Source organism: Olsenella sp. An290 (assembly GCF_002159535.1).
Classification (GTDB): domain Bacteria; phylum Actinomycetota; class Coriobacteriia; order Coriobacteriales; family Atopobiaceae; genus Thermophilibacter.
In genome coordinates this window covers 18,244-40,154 of the sequence record NZ_NFIU01000001.1, presented here as the reverse complement: position 1 = coordinate 40,154, position 21,911 = coordinate 18,244, and the positions used below count along the sequence as shown (strand labels likewise).

Below are 21,911 nucleotides of genomic sequence, written 5' to 3'. Positions count from 1 at the left end.
GACGTGCACCGGGTCGGTGACGGTGAGAAAGACGTTGCGGTAGAGGCCGCCGAAGTACTGGAAGTCGGGGTTCTCCTTGCCCGGCGCGCACGAGGCGCTCGGGCGCGTGTCCAGCCTCACGGCGAGCACGTTCTTCTCGCCCGTGGGGGCAAGGCGGTCCGTGACGTCAAAGGAGAACGGCGTGTAGCCGCCCTCGTGGGTGCCGAGCTTCTCGCCGTTGAGCCAGACGTCGGCCTTCTGCATCGCGCCCTCAAAGGTGAGGAGCACGCGCCGGCCGTCCTGGACGGTCTCGGGGGTGGAGAAGTGCCGGCGGTACCAGAAGACGCCGAGGTCCTCCTGATAGTAGTTCTCGGGCGTGTACTTGATCGTGCTGTGCGGCGCGTTGACGTAGATCCACGCCGAGTCGTCGTAGGCAGGGTCGGCGGCCCCCTCGCTCAGGGCCCCCTCCCAGAAACGCCAGTCGTTGTTGAAGCTCAGCTCGACCCGGCCCCCCCGGCTGGGCCATCTCCGTCGCCGTGAGCTCGGCGCCCGCCGCGTCGCGCGCGAGCGCGGCGGCGGGGGCAAGGCCCAGGGCAAGAAGGCCCGTCACCGCCGCCAGGACCAACGCGCGCCTCATCCTGCCTCTGACTCTCATGGCCGCTCCCCTGGGTCGCGATTGTTGCGGACTCACCAAGGGCCACGTAGCAAATGCCGCAAGACGCCACGGCACGGCGGGCGACACCTGCCTGCCAGCGGCGCCAATTCATCGGGACGCGGCGAGAGACGAGCAGCTAGGAGAGGGAGAAGCCCGTGACCGCGGACTGGAGCGCCAGGAGCTCGGCGATGCCCGCCTGCCCAAGGTCGAGGAGGGCGGCGAGCTGCGCGCGGTCAAAGCAGGCGCGCTCGCCGGTCCCCTGCACCTCGACGATCCGCCCCGCGTCCGTGCCCACGAGGTTGAGGTCCACCTCGGCGTGGGAGTCCTCGGGGTAGTCGAGGTCGAGCAGGGCGCGCCCGTCCACGACGCCCGCCGAGACCGCCGCGACCTGGCCCGTGAGCGGCAGGCGCGGAAGGCGGTGCCGGTCCACGAGGCCCGCGAGCGCCTGGTGCAGCGCCACCCACGCGCCCGTGACCGAGGCCGTGCGCGTGCCGCCGTCGGCCTGGATGACGTCGCAGTCAAGGGTGATGGTGAGCTCGCCCAGGCGGTCGAGGCGCGTGACGGCGCGCAGGCTTCGGCCGATGAGGCGCTCGATCTCCATGGAGCGGCCCTTGCGGCCGCGGTACTCGCGCGGGGTGCGGCGGTTGGCCGAGGCGGGAAGCATCGCGTACTCGGCCGTCACCCAGCCCGCGTGCGCGCCCCTGCGCCACGCCGGGACGCCCTCCTCCACCGTCGCCGAGCAGAGCACGCGCGTGTCGCCGAACTCGGCGAGGCACGAGCCGTCGGCGTTCTTCATGACGCCGGGGGTCAGCGTGACCGGGCGCATCTCGTGGGCGGCGCGGTCGTGGGAGCGGGTGGGCTCGCTGGGCATGGGGGCTCCTTTGCGGTTGGGGGTTCTTCTCGCCCGGGCTTCTCGCCCGGGGCTGCCGGGGCGAATAGCATACAAATTTTGGCCGAAACGGGCTGTTTTTTCAGGTTGGACCACAACTATGTATGCTATTTCCACCCCATGGGCCCCGGGCGAGAAGAACGGCGCCGCCGGGGCGGGACACGCAACGGCCCCCGTCGCGCGAGGCGGCGGGGGGCCGTGGTCTGCTGGTGGGCGATGACGGGTTCGAACCGCCGACCTTGTGCGTGTAAGGCACCTGCGCTAGCCGCTGCGCCAATCGCCCGAACGCCAAAAGTCTACCACACGGCCGTGTCGGCGCCCTTCCCGCCGGAGGGCCCTATACTGGGGGCATGGATACGATGACCTTTACGGGGCTCGCCCGCGCCCTTGACACCGCGGGCATCCTCCGCGCCGCCACGGCCGGGGCCGACGACGTGCGCGTCCACGGCGCCGCGTGCGACTCGCGCGCCGTGGCGCCGGGAGACGTCTTCGTCTGCAAGGGGGCCGCGTTCCGGCCCGCGTTCCTCACGAGCGCGCTTGCGGCCGGGGCCGTGGCGTACCTCTGCGACGAGTCGCGCGCGGACGAGCTCGCGGCGCTGGCGCCGGACGCGCCCGCCCTCGTGACGAGCGACCTGCGCCGAGCGATGGCGATCGTCTCCGCGGAGGCCTTCGGCCGGCCCGACCGGGCGCTGCCCCTCGTGGGCATCACCGGCACCAAGGGCAAGACCACGACGGCCTACCTGCTCCGCTCCATCCTCGACGCCTGGCACGGCTTCGGGAGCTGCGGGATGATCGGCACCGTCGAGACCTACGACGGCGTCGAGGACGGCCCCTCGCGCAACACCACCCCTGAGGCGCCCGACCTCTGGCGCCACCTCGCCCACGCGCGCACGTCCGGGCTCGACGCCCTGGTCATGGAGGTCTCGAGCCAGGCCCTCAAGTACGACCGCACCCTCGGCGTGGAGCTTGACGTGGCCTGCTTCCTCAACATTGGCCTCGACCACATCTCCGCCGTCGAGCACGCCGACTTCGAGGACTACTTCACCTCCAAGCTCAAGATCTTCTCGCAGGGCAGGACGGCCGTGGTGAACCTTGACACCGACCACGCGGACCGGGTCCTGGCCGCGGCGCGCGCGTCCGGCCGCACGCTCACCTTTGGCGTGGGGCGCCCCGAGGCCGACGCCTGGGCCGACGACCTTGCCGCCACGGAGGAGGGCATTTCCTTCACCCTGCACCTGGACGGCTGGGAGCGGCGCGTGTCGCTGCCCTTCCCCGGCGAGTTCAGCGTCTCCAACGCCCTCTGCGCGGCCCTCGCGGCCCACCTTCTCGGCGCGGGCGCCGACGACATCGTGCGCGGGCTCGAGCGCACGCGCGTCCCCGGGCGCATGGAGTTCTACCGCACCGCCGACCGCCAGGTGACGGCCATCGTTGACTACGCGCACAACCGGCTTGCCTTTGACTCGCTGCTCTCCGCCGTGGCCGGGACCTTTGCCGGCGCGCGCGTGATCGCGGTCTTTGGCGCGGTGGGCGGCAAGGCCGAGGAGCGCCGTCGCGACCTGCCCGAGGTCGCCGCGCGCTACGCCGACTACCTCATCTTCACCACCGACGACCCCTGGACCGAGGACCCGCTCGACATCTGCCACGAGATGGAGCGCGCGATTCCCGAGGGCTTCCCCCACGAGATTGTCCTGGACCGCGAGGAGGCGGTGGCGCGCGCCTTTGAGCTTGCCGCGCCGCAGCGAAGCGTGGTCCTGCTCCTGGCCAAGGGCTCCGACGCGACCCAGCACATGGCCACGGGCTTTGTCCCCTGCGCAACGGACTCCGAGCTCGCGGCGGCCGGCGTCGCCGCCTACGACCGGGCCCACGCCGTCTGATGGCGCGCCCCACCGTCATCGGCATCGACGCGGCCGGGCAGGATGCGACGGCCGTCTCCCTGATGCTGCGGACGGTGATCGAGGGCGCCGAGCCCTACCGGTCCGTGAGCGTGGTGGGCGCGTACGAGACCTACGACGGGGCGGAGTGGCTGCGCGACTGCGACGTCCTCGCCGAGCTGGGGCGCCTTGACGTCCACCTCGCAAACGCCGCCGAGAAGAACCTCCCCTTCCTCCTCCTCGAGTCCGTGGGGGCCTGCGGCCGGGCGCGCGGCGCCTGCGACGTCCTCTGCGCGCTCGGGGCGTCCGGCGAGGGCACCGTCACGGGTCGGGGGCGGGCGCTGTCCTTCTCGCGCACGAGCCCGCGGGCCGACGTGGGCGCCACGCGGGAGGCCGCGCGCTTTGGGTTCGTGCAGTTCCGCGCGCACGCGCCGAGCTGGTCCGGCAACGTGGTGCTGCCCCTTGTGGGGCTGCGCGCCGTGGACGCCGCGCTCGCGGCCATCACGGTCATTGAGCTCCTGGGGAGAAACGACGCCACGACCGCCGAGCGCCTCTGCCACGTCCGCACGCCCGGCCACCTTGAGCTGCTCGTCTCGCCGGAGCAGCAGGTCTGCGCCCTTCTGGAGGAGTCCGGCGCCCACGCGGGCCGCAAGCGCGCCCTCGAGGCGGCGCGGCGCGAGTTTCCGGGCTTCTCCATCATCACCCCCGTCGCCGGCGCCGTGGACCGCGCGGTCCGGCGCGCCTACCTGCGCTCGGGGAAGACGCTCCTCGTGCTTTTGGGGCACTCGGCCCGCCACGGCGCGGACGCCTTCCAGCGGGCCGTGCGCGAGCACTCGGGGTTCAGGCCGTAGCGCGGCGGGGCCGGCCGTGCCGTCACCGCGCGGCCCCTCCTGCCCGCGAGGCGCGGCTAGATGAGCCCGAAGTGCTCCAGCCCGGTCACGACGCCGTCGCGGGAGGCCGAGTCGGTCACGTAGTCGGCGCACTCCTTGACGCGGGGCAGGGCGTTGCCCATGGCCACGAAGGTCTCCACGGCGTCGCGCATGGGAAGGTCGTTCTCCGAGTCGCCGAAGGCGAAGGTGCGCTCGCGGCCGTGGCCCAGGTAGGCGAGGGCGGCCTCGATGCCCGTCCCCTTGTTGACGCCCTTGAGGGAGAACTCGAAGGCGCCGCCCTGGAGGTCGGCGACGGTGTAGTGCTCCTCGCAGAACGGGAGCACGGGCCCGAGCTCGGCGAGGGTGAGCCCGTTGGTGCAGAACTTGGAGAAGGGGTTGTCGCCCGCAACCTCGAAGAACTCGGCCACGGAGTGCGCGACGGCCGAGCCCTCAAAGCGCGCCGGGGCGCCCGACGGCCTGAGCTCGACGTTTTGGGCGCGACCCTCGATGGTAAGGTCCACGCCCGCGGCCACGAAGCGCTCGACGGTCTCGCGGAGCAGGTCTTCGGGGATGGAGACGTCCCGGACCACGGTGTCGCCCACGATCACGTGGGCGCCCGCCGCGGCCACAAAGCCGTCCGGGTTGAGCTCGTAGAGCGAGGGCACGATGAAGGACTTGGGGCGTCCGGTGCAGATGAACGTGAGGTGCCCGGCGGCGCGCATCCGGCGGAAGGCCTCGAAGACGGCCTCGGTCGGGCGGATCTGCGTCACCGCGTCGATCTTCTCGGTCTTGACGCGGCTCAGCTTCTCGTAGTCGTGCCACACGAGCGTCCCGTCCACGTCAAAGAACGCGACCGCACCGTCCCGCCTGCCCATGGCTCCCCCGTTTCGCCGTCGTTGCTCGAGGCACCATTGTAGCGGGAGCGCTCTGGTATCGTGTAATGGTTCATTCAGGCTCATGACCCGCGGGCCCGTCCCGCCAGGAGGAGACACACGTGACGCTCAAGGGAAAGCAGATCCGGCAGCTGCGCAGCCTCGCCCATCACCTGGACGCGACCGTCATCATTGGCAAGGCCGACGTCAACGACGGCACCGTCGAGCAGGCCAGCCAGGCGCTCGAGGCGCACGAGCTCGTCAAGTGCTCCGTGCTCGACTCGTCCAGCCTCGGCGTGCGCGAGGCCGCCGAGCTGCTCGCCGAGCGCTGCGGCGCCGAGATCGTGCAGGTCATCGGCCGCCGGTTCACCCTCTACCGCGAGACCACCCGCGAGGGCGTCGAGAAGATCCAGCTCGTGTAGAGCGCGGGCGCGGCCCCGCGCCCCGGGTGGGCCGCCGCCCGGGCGGGGCGCGGCCCCGGGCGGGTTCTTCTCGCCCCGGCGATTAATGCACAAAATCTGTTTTCACTTTATATAATCAAGGTTTCAGGGATGTAGATTGTCAGATTATGTGCGTTAATCGCCGGGCGCCGGGCGAGAAGAACGCCGGCCTGCACCCCGAGCGACCCCCGACCCACCAGAAACGGCCGGGACCCGAAGGCCCCGGCCGCAACACGAACCGTTAGCAGTGACCGGCCTAGAAGTCCACGTCGACGTCGTTGTAGACGCACTCGAGGAGCTTCTCCATCTCCTCCTGGGACGGCTGGCGCGGGTTGGAGCCGGTGCAGGCGTCGAGGATGGCGTTGGCGGCCACGTCGGCCTTCTTGGACTCGAACTCGGCGTAGTCGATGATCGACTCGTCAGCCTTTACGCCGCCCTTGCCGTAGTTCTTGATGCCCTGCGGGATGTCCAGCTTGTCGTTGAGGTCGCGAATCTCCTGCACGAGGGCGGCAACGAGCTCGTCCTCGGTCTCGCCGGCGAGGTGCAGGACCTCCTTGGCGATGTAGGCGTAGCGGCTCTTGGCGCGCTCGTCCTTGGCGTTGAACTGGATGACCTTGCCGAGGTACATGGCGTTGGCGCAGCCGTGGATGATGTGGTCGCCGGTGAAGGCGGCACCGGTCTTGTGCGCCATGGAGTGCACGATGCCGAGCAGGCCCGAGGAGAAGGCGATGCCGGCGATGCACTGGGCCTCGTGCATGTGCTGACGGGCCTCGTGATCGCCCTGGTAGCTCTTGGGCAGCCACTCGACGATCTCGCGGATGGCGTGCAGGGCGTTGGCGTCGGTGAACATGGAGCCCGCGGTGGAGACGTAGGCCTCGATGGCGTGGGTCAGCGCGTCCATGCCGGTGTGCGCGCAGAGCTTCTGCGGCATGGTGTAGGTGAGCTCGGGGTCGACGATGGCCACGTCGGGCGTGATGTTGAAGTCGGCGAGCGGGTACTTGATGCCCTTCTCGTAGTCCGTGATGACGGAGAACGCGGTGACCTCGGTCGCGGTGCCGGAGGTGGAGGCGATGGCGCAGAACTTGGCCTTGGTGCGGAGCTCGGGGAAGCTGAACGGCACGATGGCCTGCTCGAAGGTCTCCTCGGGGTACTCGTAGAAGAGCCACATGGCCTTGGCCGCGTCGATGGGCGAGCCGCCGCCGATGCCGATGATCCAGTCGGGCTGGAACTTCTGCATGGCCTCGGCGCCGCGCTTCACGGTGTCGACGGACGGGTCGGACTCGACGCCCTCGAAGATCTCGACCTCGAAGCCGGCCTCCTTGAGGTCAGCCTCGACGTCCTGCAAGAAGCCGCCGCGACGCATGGAGCCGCCGCCGGTGACGATCATGGCGCGGGAGCCCTTGAGGTTCTTGACCTCGTGGCGAGCGCCCTCACCAAAGTACAGGTCGCGCGGGTTGGTGAAACGTCCCATAACACTCCTCCACTTCTTGTGCCGCCGCCACCGCGGCGGATGTGCGGGCGGGGTCTTCCCGTCCGAGCCGTTGAACGAGCAGCGGTCCCCGTCTGCGGAGAGCGGCCGCCCAGACGGACTCAGCATAGCAAAGGGCCCTCCGAGCCCACCCGTTTTTCGCCGAGTGGTCCGCGAGCGGCGGCAGCGTATCAAAGGCCCCCGCGTGGGGAATAAGGGTTCTTCTCGGGCGCGTCCCGCCAGGCGGAAGGGGCGCCGCCGCGGCCCCGCCGGGCGAGAAGGACGGCGGGTCGCGCAGGCGCCCAAACGGGGCCCGGGCGCCTGCGCGCCGAGGTTCTTCTCGGCGGGCGGTCCTTCTCGGCTACCATAGAGGGGACGAGAGGAGGACGATGGCGCACGACCCACGCAGAGAGGACTACCAGCGGCTCGCGCTGCGGTTTGCCTGCTCGCTCGACGGAGCGGACCCCGCCGCGGCCGCGCGGGCCTTTGCGGGCTTTGGCCGTCGCTTCCAGCAGGACCGCGACGCCCTGCCCCAGTCGGACGCGGACCGGGCCTTTCACCTGGTCGCCATGGCGGCCGAGGTCGTGGACTACCGCCTGCCCTTTGCCGTGGGCGCGCAGGCGGACCGGCTCATCGCCCGTGGCAAGGCGCTGCTCGACGAGGCCCTGTCCCTGGACCCGCTCTGCTGGGACGCGCTTCGCATGCGCTCGTCCTCCGAGGCGCCCTCGATCGAGGAGCGCTACCGGCTCCTGGCAGACCGGGCCGAGGAGGTGCGCGCGTCCTGCGAGGCCGCGCGCGACGAGGCCCTGCGCGCCCTTGACGGGGAGCGGGCGGCGCTGGGCGGCGAGCTCGCGCTCAGGCCGTGGTGGCGCTGGCTGGCCACGCTCGCCGAGGAGGCCCTCATCTGCGGGCACAACCACGCCGCCGCGCGCGCTGCCGAGCGGCTGCTTGCGTGCGACCCGTCAGACTCGTGCGACGTGCGCTTCACCCTGGCGTACGCCCTCGCCAAGCTCGAGGACGAGCGCGGGCTCGAGGAGCTGGCGGCACGTTACGCCACGCTCTCGCCGACACGCGCGGGAGACGCCTGGCTTGCTCTGGCCCGCATGGCGCTCGCGCACCGGCGCTGCGACTACGCGAAGGCCTCCGAGCAGGTCGGCTGGCTCATCGACTCCTACCCCGGCGCGGCGGGCGTGCTCCTGCGCCAGACCGAGCTTCCCGACGGAGAGTTCTCCCGGCTGCGGGTGGCCCCCTTCAGCGAGGACGAGCTCGTCATTGCCGTGAGCGAGGGCATCGTGCTTCTCCAGGAGGGCACCGACCGCCGGGGCGCGGGCGTCCTTGGCGAGTGGCTCATCCGCGAGACCGCCCGCCGCGACCCCGCCGCGTGGCGCACGCTCAGGCGCGAGGCGCCCGACGGGCGCGGAAGGGGGGACGAGGCCTCGTGAACGCATGGGACGAGCTTGTGGAGCGCTGCGCCGAGCGACGGCGCGAGAAGATCGGTCCTCTTTCCGACGAGGCGTTCGCCGAGCTCAGGCTTGCCGTGCGCGAGCAGCCCACGGCCTTTGTGGACGACCCGGCCGAGGAGGCCCTGCTCATCGTTGCCCGCGCGCTCGACGCGTACCGCGCCAAGACGCTGGGCGACGACCTGCTGGACGACGACGCCTACGAGCGCGCGCGCAGGCAGCGCCTGGGGCTGCTTGCACGCGCGTGCCGCGAGGCCGCGGAGGTTGACGAGGGCTGCCTCGACGCGCGCCTGCTCGAGGCGCTTGCGGCCGACGCCGAGCCCGACGAGCTGCTCGGGCGGCTCATTGCCCTGGAGCGCGAGGCGGGGCGGCGGGGCGGGGCGCCTCGCACCGGGACCGACGACGCCTGGGGCGACGTCTGGTACCGGCCGCGCCTGCGGCTGCGCGCCGCCGTGGCGCGCACGTGCCTGGACACCGCACGCTACCGGATGGCGGCGAGCGCGGCCGAGTCCGTCATCGCGACCTCGCCCGGCGACCCCCTCGGGGCGCGCCACACCTACGCGCTCGCGCTCGCGCGGCTTGAGGACGAGGCCGGGTTCGACCAGCTTGACGCGCGCTTTTCCCGGCACGGGAACCCATGGTCGCACCTCGCGCGCACGCTGCTCCTCTTCAAGCTCGACCGCATGAGCGCCGCACGTCGCGCGCTGCGCGGCTACGACGAGCTCTGCCAGGGCGGGGCCTACGCGCTCCTGCGCCCCACGTACGTGGAGACCTACCTGCCGGACCGCCCCGAAGCGGCGCCCGGCAGCTTTGAGGAGAGCACCTTCGCCGTGCGCGAGGCCGAGCCGATCATCGCCGACACGCCCGACTTCATCAACTGGGCGCAGGGCCACGACTGGCTCGTGGCCTCGGCCGAGCGCTTCGCCCGGGAGCGCGGACTCGACTGGTAGCGCGCGGGCGGGGTCGCGAGCGCGAGGGGCCGCAGGCGGCACGCAAACGGCCCGGGGCGCGAGCGCTCCGGGCCGTGGCAGTCATGGTGCCCCCAACGGGAGTCGAACCCGTGTCGTCGCCTTGAAAGGGCGATGTCCTAGGCCACTAGACGATGGGGACGCGCAGCCGAGTATATCAGACGTGCCGCCTGGCGCTCACGGGAAGCGCCGCGGCCGGGGTGGACGCATGGTGAGGGCGGTGGGACTCGAACCCACAATCCTTTCGGCCGAAGATTTTAAGTCTCCTGCGTATGCCAATTCCGCCACGCCCCCGCGCGGATACCATCCTAGCGCAGCTCGCGCATCAGCGGCTTCCAGGATACGGGCGAGTCGGTCCCGTCCAGGGCGGACGCGGCCGCCAGCGCAAGGCCAAAGAGCAGGTCGGACTCGCTTGCCTGAAGACCGTCAAAGCCGGTCTGGCGCATGAGCTCGGACACGGCCACCGCGCCGCCCAAGATCACGGGCGCGCGCTTGGCCTGAAGGCCCGGCAGCGCCGCGCGTCCCGCGACGTCGAGGCTGGCGAGCAGCGCCTCGAGCGCGTCGACCCGCTCGCGCGAGAGGTGCGCAAGGTGCACGCGCGCCGGGTCGTAGGGCTCGAGCCGGGCGTCCATGGCCACGAGACTCGTCACCGTGCCGCCGCAGACCACGAGCGCCTCGGGCGCGGCTCCGGCGGCAGAGAGCGCGCGGACGGCGGGCGCAAACCCGGCGGCCGCAAACTCGTGCGCGCGGGCAAGGTCCTCCGCGCAGGGAACCTCCCGCGAGCTGAGGCACTTTTCCGTGAGGCGGCGGCACCCCACGTCAATCGAGCGCACAAAGTCCAGGTGAAGGACCCCATCCTCCCCCAGCGACCCCAGCGCGAGCTCCGTGGAACCGCCGCCGTTGTCCGCAACGAGAATCTGGCGGCCGCGAAAGTCCTGCGCCACGCCCAGGAAGGTGAGCGACCCCTCCACCTGCCCGGGAATCACGAGCGGCTCAAGACCGAGCTCGCGCAGGGCGGACTGGAGCGCGCCGGCGTTCTCGGCGTCGCGCGCGGCGCTCGTCATCGTGCAGCAGACGGCGGGCGCGCCCGCCTCGCGCGCGGCCGCGACAAAACCGCGGACGCACGCGACCACGCGCGCCATGGCATCCTCGCTGAGCCGACCCGTGGCGTCGACGCCCTCGCCGAGGTTGCAGATCTGGGAGCTCTTCGCAAGGCGCGCGACGCGGCCGCCCTCGACGTCGGCCACGGCCAGGCGCGCGGTGACGGTTCCAATGTCGATGCAGGCAAGACGGGTCATGAGAGGCTCCTGTCAGGGTTCCTGGTACTGGAAGATGAAGTCGCCCAGGGCAAGGTACCAGGGCTTGTCCGGAGTGTCGTCCTGGTCTTCGCCCTCGTCTTCGGGCAGGCCCTCGACCACAAGGCTCGTCTCGCCCTCGGCTACGTAGCCGCGCTTGCGGGCCTCGTCCTCGATTCCCTCGCGGGTCTGGAGGCGGTCGATGTCCCCCTGGTACTGGGAGATGTCCTCGTTCAGGGTCTCGAGCTGCTGCTCGTGGGCCTCCTGGTCGCGCCAGGCGCAGTAGAGGTCCTGGGCCGGCGCGTAGAGCGCGCCGGCCACCACGAGCAGGACCACGAGCACGACAAGCGGCACGCGAAACCGCGTGGCAAGCGCGGCGAGCTGGGCACCCTTGCTCGCGGCCGCCTTGCCGGCGACCGTGGCGCCGGCCGCGAGGCGCTCGGCGTTCTCGGCGAGCGCGCCCTTCTTGCGCCGTACGGGCCTGCTCGCCCGCCCCGCAGGTGGACGCTTCCGGGCCGTCTGGGCGGCGGCCTTGGTGGTGAGGTTGCTCATGCCGTGGCTTCGTCTCTCGTTCGTTCTGGCTGGGCACGCGGCGTCGCCGCGCACCCCTGTTATAACAGACGCGCCGCGGCAAACGGCTGGTGCTATGCCGACTCCTCAGCCTTCGCACGTTCCCAGAGCTCGTCCCAGCGCGCGGGGTCGAGCCCGTCCAGCGAGACGCCCTCCTCGTGGGCAAACGCCTCCATCCTAGCCCAGCGGTGCCTGAACTTGCGGTTGCTGGCGGCGAGCGCCTCCTCTGCGTCGATCCCCTCCCAGCGAGCCACCTGCACGAGCGAGAAGAGCAGGTCGCCGAACTCCTCCGTGCGCTCGCGGCTGCCCGGGGCCTCCCGCTCGAACTCGGCGCGCTCCTCGGCGACCTTCTCCCAGACGCCGGCAAGGTCGGGCCACTCAAAGCCCGCCTTGGCCGCGCGCCTGGAGAGCTTCTGGCACTGCATGAGCGCGGGAAGGCTCAGCGGCACGGAGTCGAGCAGCCCCGGCTCGCGGGCGCCGCCCTCCTCGCCCGCAGCGGCGCGCTCGGCGGCCTTGACCTCGTCCCAGATGTCCTGGACCTCGTCACCGTCCGACGCGGCCGCAAGCTCGCCAAAGACGTGGGGGTGGCGCCGCACGAGCTTCTCGTTGAGGCCGGCCACGACGTCATCGATCGTGAAGGCGCCCTCGTCCGCCGCAATCTGCGCGTGCAGGACCACCTGCTCGAGCACGTCGCCCAGCTCCTCGGCAAGGTGCGCGGCGCTCCCCTCCTCGATGGCCTCCACGGCCTCGTAGGCCTCCTCGACCATGTGCTTGGTGATCGAGCGGTGCGTCTGCTCGCGGTCCCACGGGCAGCCGTCGGGCTGGCGCAGGCGCCACATCGTGCGCACGAGGCGATCGAACTCGGGGTGCGCGGCGGGCGCGCCTGGGCGGGCGGCCGTCTCGGCGTCGGCACGGTCGGCGGCGTGAGACATGGGGGCTCCTTCGACGGGACGTTCCTTCTGTCTGCGATTCTAGCGCGGAGCGCGCGGGGTGAGGTCCGCGGCGTGGTACGGCAGTCGCAACATACGCCGAGGCCCCGCCCCCGTGGGGGGGCGGGGCCTCGCAAGGGATCTCCCGATCAGGGCCGGGGCGCTTACTCCTCGTCCTCGGCGTGCATGGCGGCACCTGCGCCCATGGCGGCCACGCCCGCGACGGCGGCCGCGGCCACGGCGGCAAAGGCGGTGGGGTCACCGGTCTCGGGAATCGGGCCGGAGCCGGACGGCTTCTTGCCGTCGGAGCCCGTGCCCGGGCCCGTGCCGGAATCCGTGCCGGAGGGGTTCTTGTCGCCAGGCTTCTCCGCGGAGGCCAAAACGAGCGCGTCCATGGCCTCGTTCAGCCTGGCGAGCGCGGCGTCGAGCTCCTCCTGCGTGGCCTCGGGGTCGTCAAGAAGCGCCTTGGCGGCGTCGTAGGCAGAGAGGAACGCGGCGAGGCTGTCGGCCGTGTAGGCGTCCCTGTTGGCAAGGACGGTCCTCTCGGCGTCGGCGACGGCAGTGGCAAGCGCGGAGTTGTCAACCGCGGGCTTGTCGTTCACGCCGGGGTAGGTGAGACCGTAGCCAAGCGGGTACTTGACGTTGTCGAGGTCGAACGAGGCGCCGTTCTCGTCAACGTTGACGGCATAGAGGTCCACGGGGAGCTTGCCCTCGGCGGCGTGGCAACCGAAGATGACCTCCACGCCAGCGGGCACGTTGGGGCCGAAGGCGGCGGAGGGCTGCAGCCCCTCGGTGGGGTCCATGCCCTTGTTGCCGTACACGGCCACGACGGCCGGGGCCTCGTCGTACATCGCGCAGTCGTAGGGAAGCGAGATGCTCATGACGGCAACGGGCACGCCCGCCTCGTTGGCGGCGCGGACCACGCGCGTGGGCACGTAGGTGCTGCTGCCGGAGACGCGGTCCGGGTTGAGGTTGGCGGTGCTGCCCACCTCGGAGATCACAATCGCGTAGTCGGCGTCGGCAAGCTTGGGCGTGATGTCGGCGAGCGCCTCGTCCGGGCTGGAGTAGCTCTCGGCATAGTTGAGCGACTCGTACGTCACGTCGGCCGGGATGACCTTCTCGTCAACAAGGCGGCGCATCGTGAGCTCCATGCCGGGCTGCTCGTTGCTCCAGGCGCCGACAAGAAGCACGTGGGCGCCGGAGGCGGGCCTGAATGGCAGGACGTCGCCCTCGTTCCTGATGACGGTCACGGCGCTTGCGGAGACCTCGCGCTCGATGGCGCGGTTCTCGTCGCTGCCGACAACGGCGAGCGCGTTGGGGAGGTTGTCCTCGACGGTGCCCGCGGTCTCGGCGTACTGCAGGATGCCGCGCGCCTTCTTGAGGGTGAGGATGCGGGTGACGGACTCGTCGAGCATCTCGTCGGTGATCTCGGCGTCCGCGACGAGGGCGTCGATGAGGTCGGCGAGCTTCTGCTCGTCGGCGGCGGAGCGCAGCATCGTGGGCATGAGCGCAATGTCAACGCCCGCCTTGAAGGCGCGCTTGACGGCGTCGACCTCGCCGAAGTTGGTGGCGATGGCGTCCATGTTGAGGGCGTCGGTGACCGAAACGCCCGTGAAGCCCATCTCCCCGCGCAGGATGTCGGTCATGAAGACGTGCGAGAGCGTGGCGGGAAGCTCGATCGTGGAGCCGTCCTTGATGGAGGTCGCCGTGTCGGTCTCTACCTTGGGGAACTGGATGTGCGCGGTCATGACCATGTCGACGCCGTTGTCGATGGCCGCCTGGAACGGGATGAACTCGCACTCCCAGAGCTCCTCCTCGGTCTTCTCGATGCGCGGGAGCCCGGTGTGGGAGTCGGTGCCAGCGTCGCCGTGGCCCGGGAAGTGCTTGGCGGCCGTGGCGACGTTGTGCTCCTGCATGCCCTTCATCATGGGAACGCCCAGCTCGGCCACGAGGTCGGGGTTGCCGCTGATGGAGCGCAGGCCGATGACGGGGTTGTTGGGGTTGCTGTTGACGTCGAAGGACGGGGCAAAGTTGACGTTGAGCTTGAGCGCGTTGAGCTCGCGGCCGATGACCTCGCCGCACTCGCGGGCGTCGTCCACGCTGCGGGTGGCCCCCACGGCCATGTTGCCGGGCAGCGCGGTGCCAGACCCCAGGCGGTAGACGATTCCGCCCTCCTGGTCGATGGTGATGAGCAGCGGGATGTTGCCGTAGGCCTCCCCGGAGGCGTTGCGCGTCGCGGCCTCCTGCAGGCCCATGCACAGGCGCAGGGTCTGCTCGGTCTCCTTGACGTTGTTGGCAAAGAGGATGACGCCGCCGAGGTCGTACTTGTCGACGATCTCCGCGACCTTCTCGTCAAGGACGGTCATGTCGGCGACGCCGCTGCCGGAGTCCCACTGGCGGAAGTCGGGCATGATCTTCTGGGCGATCTTCTGGCGGCGCGTCATGCCGGCGACGATGGTCGCCACGTCGCCGAGGTCGGGGGTCGCGGCCAGGGCCTTGGTCGGGAGCAGGCCGAGGCCGGAGAAGAGCGCGGCTCCGGCGGCGCCTGCCTTGAGAAGGGTGCGACGGGTGATGCTGGCGCGCTTGCTCTGACGGTCCATGGGCGGTCCTCTCTCCTCCGGTGGCGGCCGGGCGGCCGTCCCCTAGGAATACTAGGTCCGCGCCCCTTTCCAAGCGGTTTCTGGACGGGGCTTTTTTGCCAACGCGAGCATTTCCGCGGTCGAACGGCGGCCGGCAGGAGGGACGCGGCCGCTACTCCTCCACCTCGTCGTCCCCTCCGATCTCCTCGAGCACGCCGAGCGCGGCGGGCATGACCTCCTCCTCGCTGCGATGGAAGGGGTAGGCGACCTTGTGCGTCTTGGGGTAGACGAGGGCCCCCCGCTCCTTGAGGCGCAGCGCCACGGCGCGCGGGACCTCGACGCCCAGGTACATGAGGCGGCCGTTGGTGAGGCCCACCGAGGTGCACCCGAGCCGCTGCGCGCGGATGCGCACGCGCGCCCGGTCGAAGAGGTTGCGCCCCGCCAGCGGCAGCGCGCCAAAGTCCTTCTCGCACTCCTCCTGCAGGGCGTCCACCTCGGCCAGGTCCACGGCCGCCGCCAGGCGACGGTACGCGAGCACGCGCTTGTCCACGTCCGGCAGGTACTCCTCGGCCAGGAAGAAGTCGGCGGGCAGGTTGATGGAGACCTCGGCCTGCTCGACCTCGCGGGTCTCGCCGCGGGCCTCGGCCACGGCCTCGCCGAGCATCTGCGTGAAGAGGTCAAAGCCCACGCTGGAGAGGTTGCCGTGCTGCTCGGCGCCCATGAGCGAGCCCGCACCGCGGATCTCGAGGTCGCGCATCGCGATCTTCATGCCGCTGCCCAGGTCCTGGTACTCGTTGATGGCCGTGAGGCGGTCGGTGGCCTCGGGCGTGAGCGGCAGCTCGGCCGGGAACATGAAGTAGGCAAAGGCCTGCGTGCGGCCGCGGCCCACGCGCCCCTTGAGCTGGTAGAGCTGCGCCAGGCCCAGGCGCTGGGAGTCCTCGATGATGAGCGTGTTGGTGCGCGGGTTGTCGATGCCGCTCTCGATGATCGTGGTGGCCACCAGGACGTCTATCTCGTGCTCCTGGAAGCGCAGCATCACGTCCTCGACCTCGCGCGCGCTCATCTTGCCGTGCGCCACGCCCACGCGCGCCTCGGGCGCCGCCTCCATCACGCGCTCCACCGCGTCGTCGATCGTGTGCACGCGGTTGCTCACGTAGTAGACCTGCCCCTTGCGGGCGAGCTCCTCGCGGATGGCGTCGGAGACCACGTCCGGGTCCCACTCCCCCACCGTCACCTTGACGGGCAGGCGCCCGGACGGCGGCGTCATGATGAGGCTCATGTCTCGCACCCCGCTCATGGCCATCTGCATGGTGCGCGGGATGGGCGTGGCCGAGAGCGTGAGCACGTCCACCTGCTCGCGCATGTTCTTGAGCTGCTCCTTGTGCTGCACGCCAAAGCGCTGCTCCTCGTCGATGATGACGAGGCCCAGGTCGTACGGGTTGACGTCCGCGGAGAGCAGGCGGTGCGTGCCAATGAGCACGTCCACCGAGCCGTCCGCAAAGCCCTCGAGCGCGCGGCGCTGCTGGGCGGGCGTCACAAAGCGCGAGAGCACCGCCACCTTGAGGTCAAAGGGCGCAAAGCGCGAGAAGAACGTCTCGAAGTGCTGCTGCGCCAGGATGGTGGTGGGGCAGAGCACCATCACCTGCTTGGAGTCCTGGCAGCACTTGAAGGCCGCGCGCAGGGCGACCTCCGTCTTGCCAAAGCCCACGTCGCCGCACAGCAGCCGGTCCATCGGGCGGCGCGCCTCCATGTCCGCCTTGATGTCGGCGATGGCGGAGCGCTGGTCGGGCGTGAGCTCGTAGGCAAAGCTCGCCTCCATCTCCTCCTGGACGGGCGTGTCCTGGGAGAACGCGTAGCCGGGCACGGAGCTCCGGCGCGTGTAGAGGTCCACGAGGTCAAAGGCGAGCTTCTTGGCCGAGCGCCGGGCCTTGCCCGTGGCGCGGGACCAGTCCGCGGTGTTGAGGCGCGTGAGGCGCGGGCTCGCGCCGTCCGGCCCCACGTAGCGCGTGATGCGGTCCACCTGCTCGAGGGGCACGAAGAGCTTGTCGCCCGCCGCGTACTCCAGAAGGAAGTAGTCGCGCTCGCGCCCGGCCACCTCCTGGCGCACGATCTCGGAGAAGAGCGCGATGCCGTGCGTGGCGTGGACGACGTAGTCCCCGGGCTTGAAGGGGAAGGTCACGCTCGTGGGGTCCACGCGGCGCGCGCGTCGGCGGTTCTTGGCCGTGCGCGCCGTGAGGTCGGAGACCGAGAAGACCGCGAGCCCCGCCGTGGGGATCACGATGCCCGCCGGCACCGGCGCGTCGACGAACGTGACGCGGCCGCGCTCGAGGGACGGCGCCTGCGGGTCGCGGTTCTCGGCCGAGGTCCCCAGGGACTCCACCACAGGGATGGCCTCGTCGGTGAAGCGGAGCTCCAGCGCCTCGCGCGCGGCGCGGTCGGGCACGGCAAAGAGCACCACGGCCCGGTCCGCCACGAGCTGGCGCACGCGCCCCAGGAGCTTGGCGTCCGAGCCCGCGATCTGCGGCTGGCGCACGGGAAGCTCGGCCGTGACGGCGCCCGAGCCGGCGCGCAGGATCGAGGAGAGCGAGAGCCGCTGCTGGCTGCCAAAGTCCATCTGGCGCGGCGAGGTGTAGAGCCCCTCAAGGGAGACTCGCGCGGCGCCGGCGGCCACCTCGAGCTCGTCGTAGGCGCGCATGCAGTCGTCGAAGAGGGCGCGGGGCTCGGCGAGCACCACGAGCGCGTCGGAGCTCATGTGCTCGAGGGGGCTCGCCGTGCCCCCGTAGAGCGCGCCCAGGTAGCGCTCCAGCGCGGGCGCGGCGGCGCGCTGGCGAATGAGCTCCAGGTCGGCGGCCACGGCGCTGTTGTCGCGGGCCCGGTTGAAGAGCGCGCGCTCGGCGCGCCCCACGGTCTCGTCCGTAAGGGCGAGCTCGCGGCAGGGCGAGACCGTCACCTCGGAGAGCTCGCCGATGGTCTGGCCCGTGGAGGGGACCATGCGGCGCACGCGGTCGATCTCGTCCCCAAAGAACTCCATGCGCACGGGGCTCGTGGCCTGAGCGGGCCAGACGTCGACGGCGTCACCGTGCACGTGGAAGGTGCCGGGCGCGTCCACGCCCCCGACATCGGTGTAGCCCATCCCCACGAGCAGGGCCGGGACCTCCTCAAAGGGGACCTCGTCCCCCACCGCAAAGGTGCTCGAGGCAAAGTAGCCGCTGCCCACCGGCGGGACGCGCCGAAGCAGCGCGTGGGCGCTCGCCACGACGACGCAGCGCTCGCCCGCGGCCAGGCGCGCCACCGCGCGGCAGCGCGCGCCGACCACGGCGTCCTCGGGGGCGGCCTCGGACCACGGCCGGTCACGGCGCTCCGGGTAGCGGCTCACCGCGTCCTGGCCGAGCCACGCCGAGAGCGCCCGGGCGGCCCGGTCGGCCGCCTCCTCGCCCGACACCACAAAGAGGCAGGGGCGCGGGTCGGCCGCCCACAGCGCCGCGACCACCAGGGGACGGGCCGACTGCGCCACCGCGAGCGTGGCGTCATGGCCCGCCCCGAGCTCCCGGACAAGCGGGGCGAGCTCCGGCGCTGAGGTCAGCTGGCGAGAAACACGGTCTATGAGCATGGGGCGTCCCTACATGACGGCACGCCGGCCTCGGGGTCGGGGCCGGTCGCGACGGGCGGTTCTTCTCGCCCCATTGTAGCGGCCGGCCCGCGCGGTCACAGGTTCTTCTTGCCCGGCCCGGGCCCCGCGGCACAGAGACGCCCCGGCCCGACGGCACTGCACGGGCTCGGGGCGATGGGCGGCGGGGCGGGCGCGGCGCTATGCGCGCAGGCGGCCGGACCCCTCCGCGAGCGCGCGCGCCCGCTCGGCCGCGGCCTCGACCGCGTCCTCGTCCGCGCGCCAGGACCAGTTGCCGCCGGCTACGCCGGGCACGTTCATCCGCGACTCGTCGTCCAGGCCGAGCAGGTCCTGGAGCGGCACGATCGCCACCTCGGCCGTCGAGTCCAGCGTGCGGCGCAGAAGCTCGTCGGCAAGCGAGGCGGCCGCCTCCCCCTCGAGCCCAAAGCGCGTCTCGCAGAAGCCCACGAGCGTCTGGTTGTCGTGCGTGCCCGTGTACGCGACGGTCTCGGGCCGGGGCTCGTAGCCCTCGCGCACGTCGGCGTCGGAGAACTGGATGACGTCCATGCCGGCAAAGCCCGTCGCGCTCACGAGCGCGCGCACCGCCGGCGTGATCGAGCCCAGGTCCTCCGCAATGAAGGGCAGCGGGCCAAACTGCTCGAAGGCCCTCTGGAAGAGCTCGAGGCCCGGGCCAAACGAGTACGTCCCCGCGCTCGCCGGCGACCCCGCGGGAGCCGAGAAGAACGAGGAGAACCCGATGAAGTGGTCCAGGCGCACCACGTCGTAGAGCGCGAGCGCGCGGCTGAAGCGCCGCAGCCACCAGCCGTAGTTCTGCTCGCGCAGGATGTCCCAGCGATAGGTGGGGTTGCCCCAGATCTGGCCCTCGGGCGCGAAGGCGTCGCCGGGAGCCCCCGCCACGCGGCGGGCGTAGCCGTTCTCGTCCAGGTCAAAGACGTCGGGCTCGCTCCAGACGTCGGCCGAGTCGCCCGAGACGTACATGGGCATGTCGCCGATGACCTGGATGCCGCGGGCGTGCGCGTAGTCCAGAAGGTCCCGCCACTCGCGGTCGAAGGCGTACTGGAGGCGCCGGTGGTTCTCCACGGCCGTCGCGATCCGCGGGTTGCGCACGAGGCTCGGACTGAAGCGGCGGTAGCGCGCGGGCCAGCCCTGCCACGGCCCCTCGCCGAGGAGCTCCTTGATGGCGCGGAAGGTCGCGTAGGGCGTGAGCCAGTAGTCGTTCTCGCTGCAGAACTCGAGGTAGTCCGCGGAGGTGCCGATCTTCTCGAGCGCCTTGAGGGTCTCGGACTCATCGTGCTCGAGGAGGTCGGTGTTGCCGGCAAAGGCGGAGACGCCCGCGTAGGGCGAACCGTACTCGTCCGTGGGGTTCACGGGGAGGACCTGCCAGTAGGTCTGGCCGGTCGCGGCGAGCCAGTCGATGAAGCGGCGCGCCGGCGCGCCGAGCGTGCCCGGGCGGCCGCCGTTGGGGATCGACGTCACGTGGCAGAGCACGCCCATGCCGCGCCCGAGCGGCTCCTGGAGCCGGCGGGCCCGATGGAAGTGCAGGACCGCCGTGCCGAGCGGCCAGAGGAAGACGTGGGCCTGCCCGGACTCGACCGCGGGAACGCTGCCCGAGACCACGTCGCACACGAGCTCGCCCACCATGGGCACGCGAACGTCGTGCGCCTCGGAGAGGCTCGCGTTCACGAGCACGCAGACGCTGCGCTCGCCGTCGCGGCGCCAGAAGCCAAAGACGTCCTCGCCGGACGAGAAGGGCTCGAAGTCGCCGTCCACGAAGGTGGGCAGGGTCTTGCGCAGGGCGATCGCGTTGCGGTAGGTCATGCGGCAGTCCGCGTGCCCGCGCGAGCCGTCCCACGGGAAGCTCGCCCGGCAGTACGGGTCGCGCAGGCCCTCGAGGCCGAGCTCGTCGCCGTAGTAGACGCACGGAACGCCGGGCAGCGTCATCTGGAGAAGGACGGCGAGCCACAGGCGCGCCTTGGCAAGGCCCACCTGGTCGTCGGCCAGGTGCCAGCCCGCGCGCTCCCCCTCGGGGATGCTGTCGGGGTCGGGCGCGCCGCCGAGCACGGTGAACAGGCGCTCGCGGTCGTGGCTGCCGAGGAGGTTGAGCGCCGCGTAGAAGTTGTCGGGCGGGTAGTTCTCGCGCAGCTGCTCGAGGCGCGCCGCGAGCTCGGGCGCCCCGATGTGCCCGCAGAGGTAGGCGAGAAGCCCCGTGCGCACCGGGTAGTTCATGGTGCCGTCGAGCTCCTTGCCCTGGAAGTACTGGCGAAGCTTGCCGTAGGCGAGCTTGTTGGTGGCGTCCTCCCAGACCTCGCCGATGAGGACGCCGTCGTGGCGCTCCACCGTGAGCGCGCGCTTGATGTCGGCGATGAACTCGTCGGAGAGCTCGTCGGCCACGTCGAGGCGCCAGCCGCGCGCGCCCGCGCGCAGCCACGTGCGCACGACGCCGCGACGGCCGCAGATGAGCGCGTGGTAGTCCGGGTTGTGCTCGTTCAGGGCGGGCAGGTCGCCGTTGCCCCACCAGCCGGCATAGGTCCCGTCGTCGTTGAAGAAGTACCAGTCGCGGTACGGCGAGTCGGGGCTCTGGTAGGCACCCACCTCGGGGTAGTTGCCGTAGGAGTTGAAGTAGCGGGAGTCCTGGCCGGAGTGGTTGAACACGCCGTCCAGGATGACGGAGATGCCGCGCTCCTCCGCGTCAAGGCAGAGCCGCTCGAAGTCCTCGGTCGTGCCGAGGAGCGGGTCTATGGCCAGGTAGTCCGCCGTGTCGTAGCGGTGGTTTGACGCGGCCTCGAAGATGGGGTTGAGGTAGAGCGCCGTCACGCCAAGGTCGGCGAGGTAGTCCAGGTGCTCGCGGATGCCCTCGAGCGTGCCGCCGTAGAAGTCCCAGCAGGCGATGGAGCCGTCCGGGTTGCGCTCGTAGTCGACGGGCTTGTCCCAGTCCACGAGCTCGCGGCGCGGGCCGCGCCGGTGCGCCTCGAGCGTGCGGGCGCGCTCGGGCGCGTCCTTGCCGCGGGCAAAGCGGTCCGGGAAGATCTGGTAGACGATGCCCTCCCGGTACCAGCGGGGCTGGTCCAGGCGGGGCTCGTAGACCGTGATCTGGAAGGAGGGCGGGTCTCCGTAGGCAAAGGCGCCCTCCCCGGTGGTCCAGCCCGGGCGCGCCCCGTAGCGCCACACGGCGCCGTCGCTCGCCTCGATGTCAAAGCTGTACCAGACCACGCCGGTCTCGCCCGGACGATAGCTCGCCGTGAAGCGCAGGCCCTCGCCCGCGCGTGAGCCGTGCATCTCGATGAGCTGCTCGCCGTGGGCGTCCGTCCAGACGCGCAGCGTGCAGAACACGACGTCATCGTCCCAGACGTCAATGCTCAGTGAAACGGTGCCGCCCAGCTGGACGGCACCGAAAGGACTTCTGTACTCCGGCTCTGATGTAACGTGACGTGCCTTCAAA

At 71.2% G+C, this 21,911-nt stretch carries 14 protein-coding genes and 3 tRNA genes; 5 read left to right on the top strand and 12 right to left on the bottom strand.

Annotated features, from left to right (window positions below; all coding sequences use genetic code 11):
• Positions 1 to 770: 770 nt before the first annotated feature.
• Positions 771 to 1,505, bottom strand: coding sequence for a ribonuclease PH (gene rph / locus B5F84_RS00160; RefSeq protein ID WP_087319507.1), 735 nt, complete (start codon positions 1,503 to 1,505; stop codon positions 771 to 773).
• A gap of 225 nt (positions 1,506 to 1,730) precedes the next feature.
• Positions 1,731 to 1,806: transfer RNA gene (locus tag B5F84_RS00155), tRNA-Val, on the bottom strand.
• A 67-nt stretch (positions 1,807 to 1,873) separates the two neighbouring features.
• Between B5F84_RS00155 and murE the strand changes: the two genes are divergently transcribed.
• Both murE and B5F84_RS00145 read left to right on the top strand, forming a co-directional pair.
• Positions 1,874 to 3,397, top strand: coding sequence for a UDP-N-acetylmuramyl-tripeptide synthetase (gene murE / locus B5F84_RS00150; RefSeq protein ID WP_087319505.1), 1,524 nt, complete (start codon positions 1,874 to 1,876; stop codon positions 3,395 to 3,397).
• On the top strand, positions 3,397 to 4,245 hold the full coding sequence (locus tag B5F84_RS00145) for a hypothetical protein (protein ID WP_087319503.1): 849 nt from the start codon (positions 3,397 to 3,399) through the stop codon (positions 4,243 to 4,245). Before murE ends, B5F84_RS00145 begins: the two co-directional genes overlap by 1 nt.
• A 56-nt stretch (positions 4,246 to 4,301) precedes the next feature.
• Here the strand turns inward: B5F84_RS00145 and B5F84_RS00140 are convergent, their stop codons facing one another.
• Positions 4,302 to 5,138, bottom strand: a complete 837-nt coding sequence (locus B5F84_RS00140; RefSeq protein WP_158094444.1) for an HAD-IIB family hydrolase — start codon at positions 5,136 to 5,138, stop codon at positions 4,302 to 4,304.
• Between the two features lie 119 nt (positions 5,139 to 5,257).
• On the opposite strand from B5F84_RS00140, the gene B5F84_RS00135 reads away from it, so the two are divergent.
• A complete protein-coding gene (locus tag B5F84_RS00135) occupies positions 5,258 to 5,557 on the top strand; it encodes a YhbY family RNA-binding protein (protein ID WP_087319498.1) in 300 nt (99 codons plus the stop codon).
• Between the two features lie 274 nt (positions 5,558 to 5,831).
• Here B5F84_RS00135 and B5F84_RS00130 read toward each other — a convergent pair whose 3' ends face one another.
• Positions 5,832 to 7,046, bottom strand: coding sequence for an iron-containing alcohol dehydrogenase (locus tag B5F84_RS00130; protein ID WP_087319497.1), 1,215 nt, complete (start codon positions 7,044 to 7,046; stop codon positions 5,832 to 5,834).
• Positions 7,047 to 7,432: 386 nt separating this feature from the next.
• Between B5F84_RS00130 and B5F84_RS00125 the strand changes: the two genes are divergently transcribed.
• Both B5F84_RS00125 and B5F84_RS00120 read left to right on the top strand, forming a co-directional pair.
• Positions 7,433 to 8,485: a hypothetical protein gene (locus B5F84_RS00125; protein WP_087319494.1), complete on the top strand. Its 1,053-nt coding sequence runs from the start codon at positions 7,433 to 7,435 to the stop codon at positions 8,483 to 8,485.
• Positions 8,482 to 9,453 carry a hypothetical protein gene (locus tag B5F84_RS00120; RefSeq protein WP_087319492.1) on the top strand — a complete coding sequence of 324 codons (972 nt, stop codon included), beginning with the start codon at positions 8,482 to 8,484 and terminating at the stop codon, positions 9,451 to 9,453. Before B5F84_RS00125 ends, B5F84_RS00120 begins: the two co-directional genes overlap by 4 nt.
• Before the next feature lie 84 nt (positions 9,454 to 9,537).
• Here the strand turns inward: B5F84_RS00120 and B5F84_RS00115 are convergent.
• From B5F84_RS00115 to B5F84_RS00080, 8 genes are all read right to left on the bottom strand, one after another.
• Positions 9,538 to 9,613, bottom strand: a tRNA-Glu gene (locus tag B5F84_RS00115).
• A 67-nt stretch (positions 9,614 to 9,680) separates the two neighbouring features.
• Positions 9,681 to 9,765: transfer RNA gene (locus B5F84_RS00110), tRNA-Leu, on the bottom strand.
• A 14-nt stretch (positions 9,766 to 9,779) separates the two neighbouring features.
• Complete coding sequence (locus B5F84_RS00105) at positions 9,780 to 10,769, bottom strand: phosphatase (protein ID WP_087319491.1); 990 nt, start codon at positions 10,767 to 10,769, stop codon at positions 9,780 to 9,782.
• Between the two features lie 12 nt (positions 10,770 to 10,781).
• Positions 10,782 to 11,318, bottom strand: coding sequence for a septum formation initiator family protein (locus tag B5F84_RS00100; protein WP_087319489.1), 537 nt, complete (start codon positions 11,316 to 11,318; stop codon positions 10,782 to 10,784).
• A gap of 92 nt (positions 11,319 to 11,410) precedes the next feature.
• The gene (mazG, locus tag B5F84_RS00095; protein WP_087319487.1) at positions 11,411 to 12,268 is read right to left on the bottom strand and encodes a nucleoside triphosphate pyrophosphohydrolase; all 858 of its coding nucleotides are present in this window, start codon (positions 12,266 to 12,268) and stop codon (positions 11,411 to 11,413) included.
• A 161-nt stretch (positions 12,269 to 12,429) separates the two neighbouring features.
• Positions 12,430 to 14,865, bottom strand: a complete 2,436-nt coding sequence (locus B5F84_RS00090) for a glycoside hydrolase family 3 N-terminal domain-containing protein (RefSeq protein ID WP_087319484.1) — start codon at positions 14,863 to 14,865, stop codon at positions 12,430 to 12,432.
• Positions 14,866 to 15,016: 151 nt separating this feature from the next.
• On the bottom strand, positions 15,017 to 18,454 hold the full coding sequence (gene mfd, locus B5F84_RS00085; protein ID WP_087319482.1) for a transcription-repair coupling factor: 3,438 nt from the start codon (positions 18,452 to 18,454) through the stop codon (positions 15,017 to 15,019).
• A 198-nt stretch (positions 18,455 to 18,652) separates the two neighbouring features.
• The gene (locus B5F84_RS00080; protein WP_087319480.1) at positions 18,653 to 21,910 is read right to left on the bottom strand and encodes a 4-alpha-glucanotransferase; all 3,258 of its coding nucleotides are present in this window, start codon (positions 21,908 to 21,910) and stop codon (positions 18,653 to 18,655) included.
• Position 21,911: the final 1 nt, after the last annotated feature.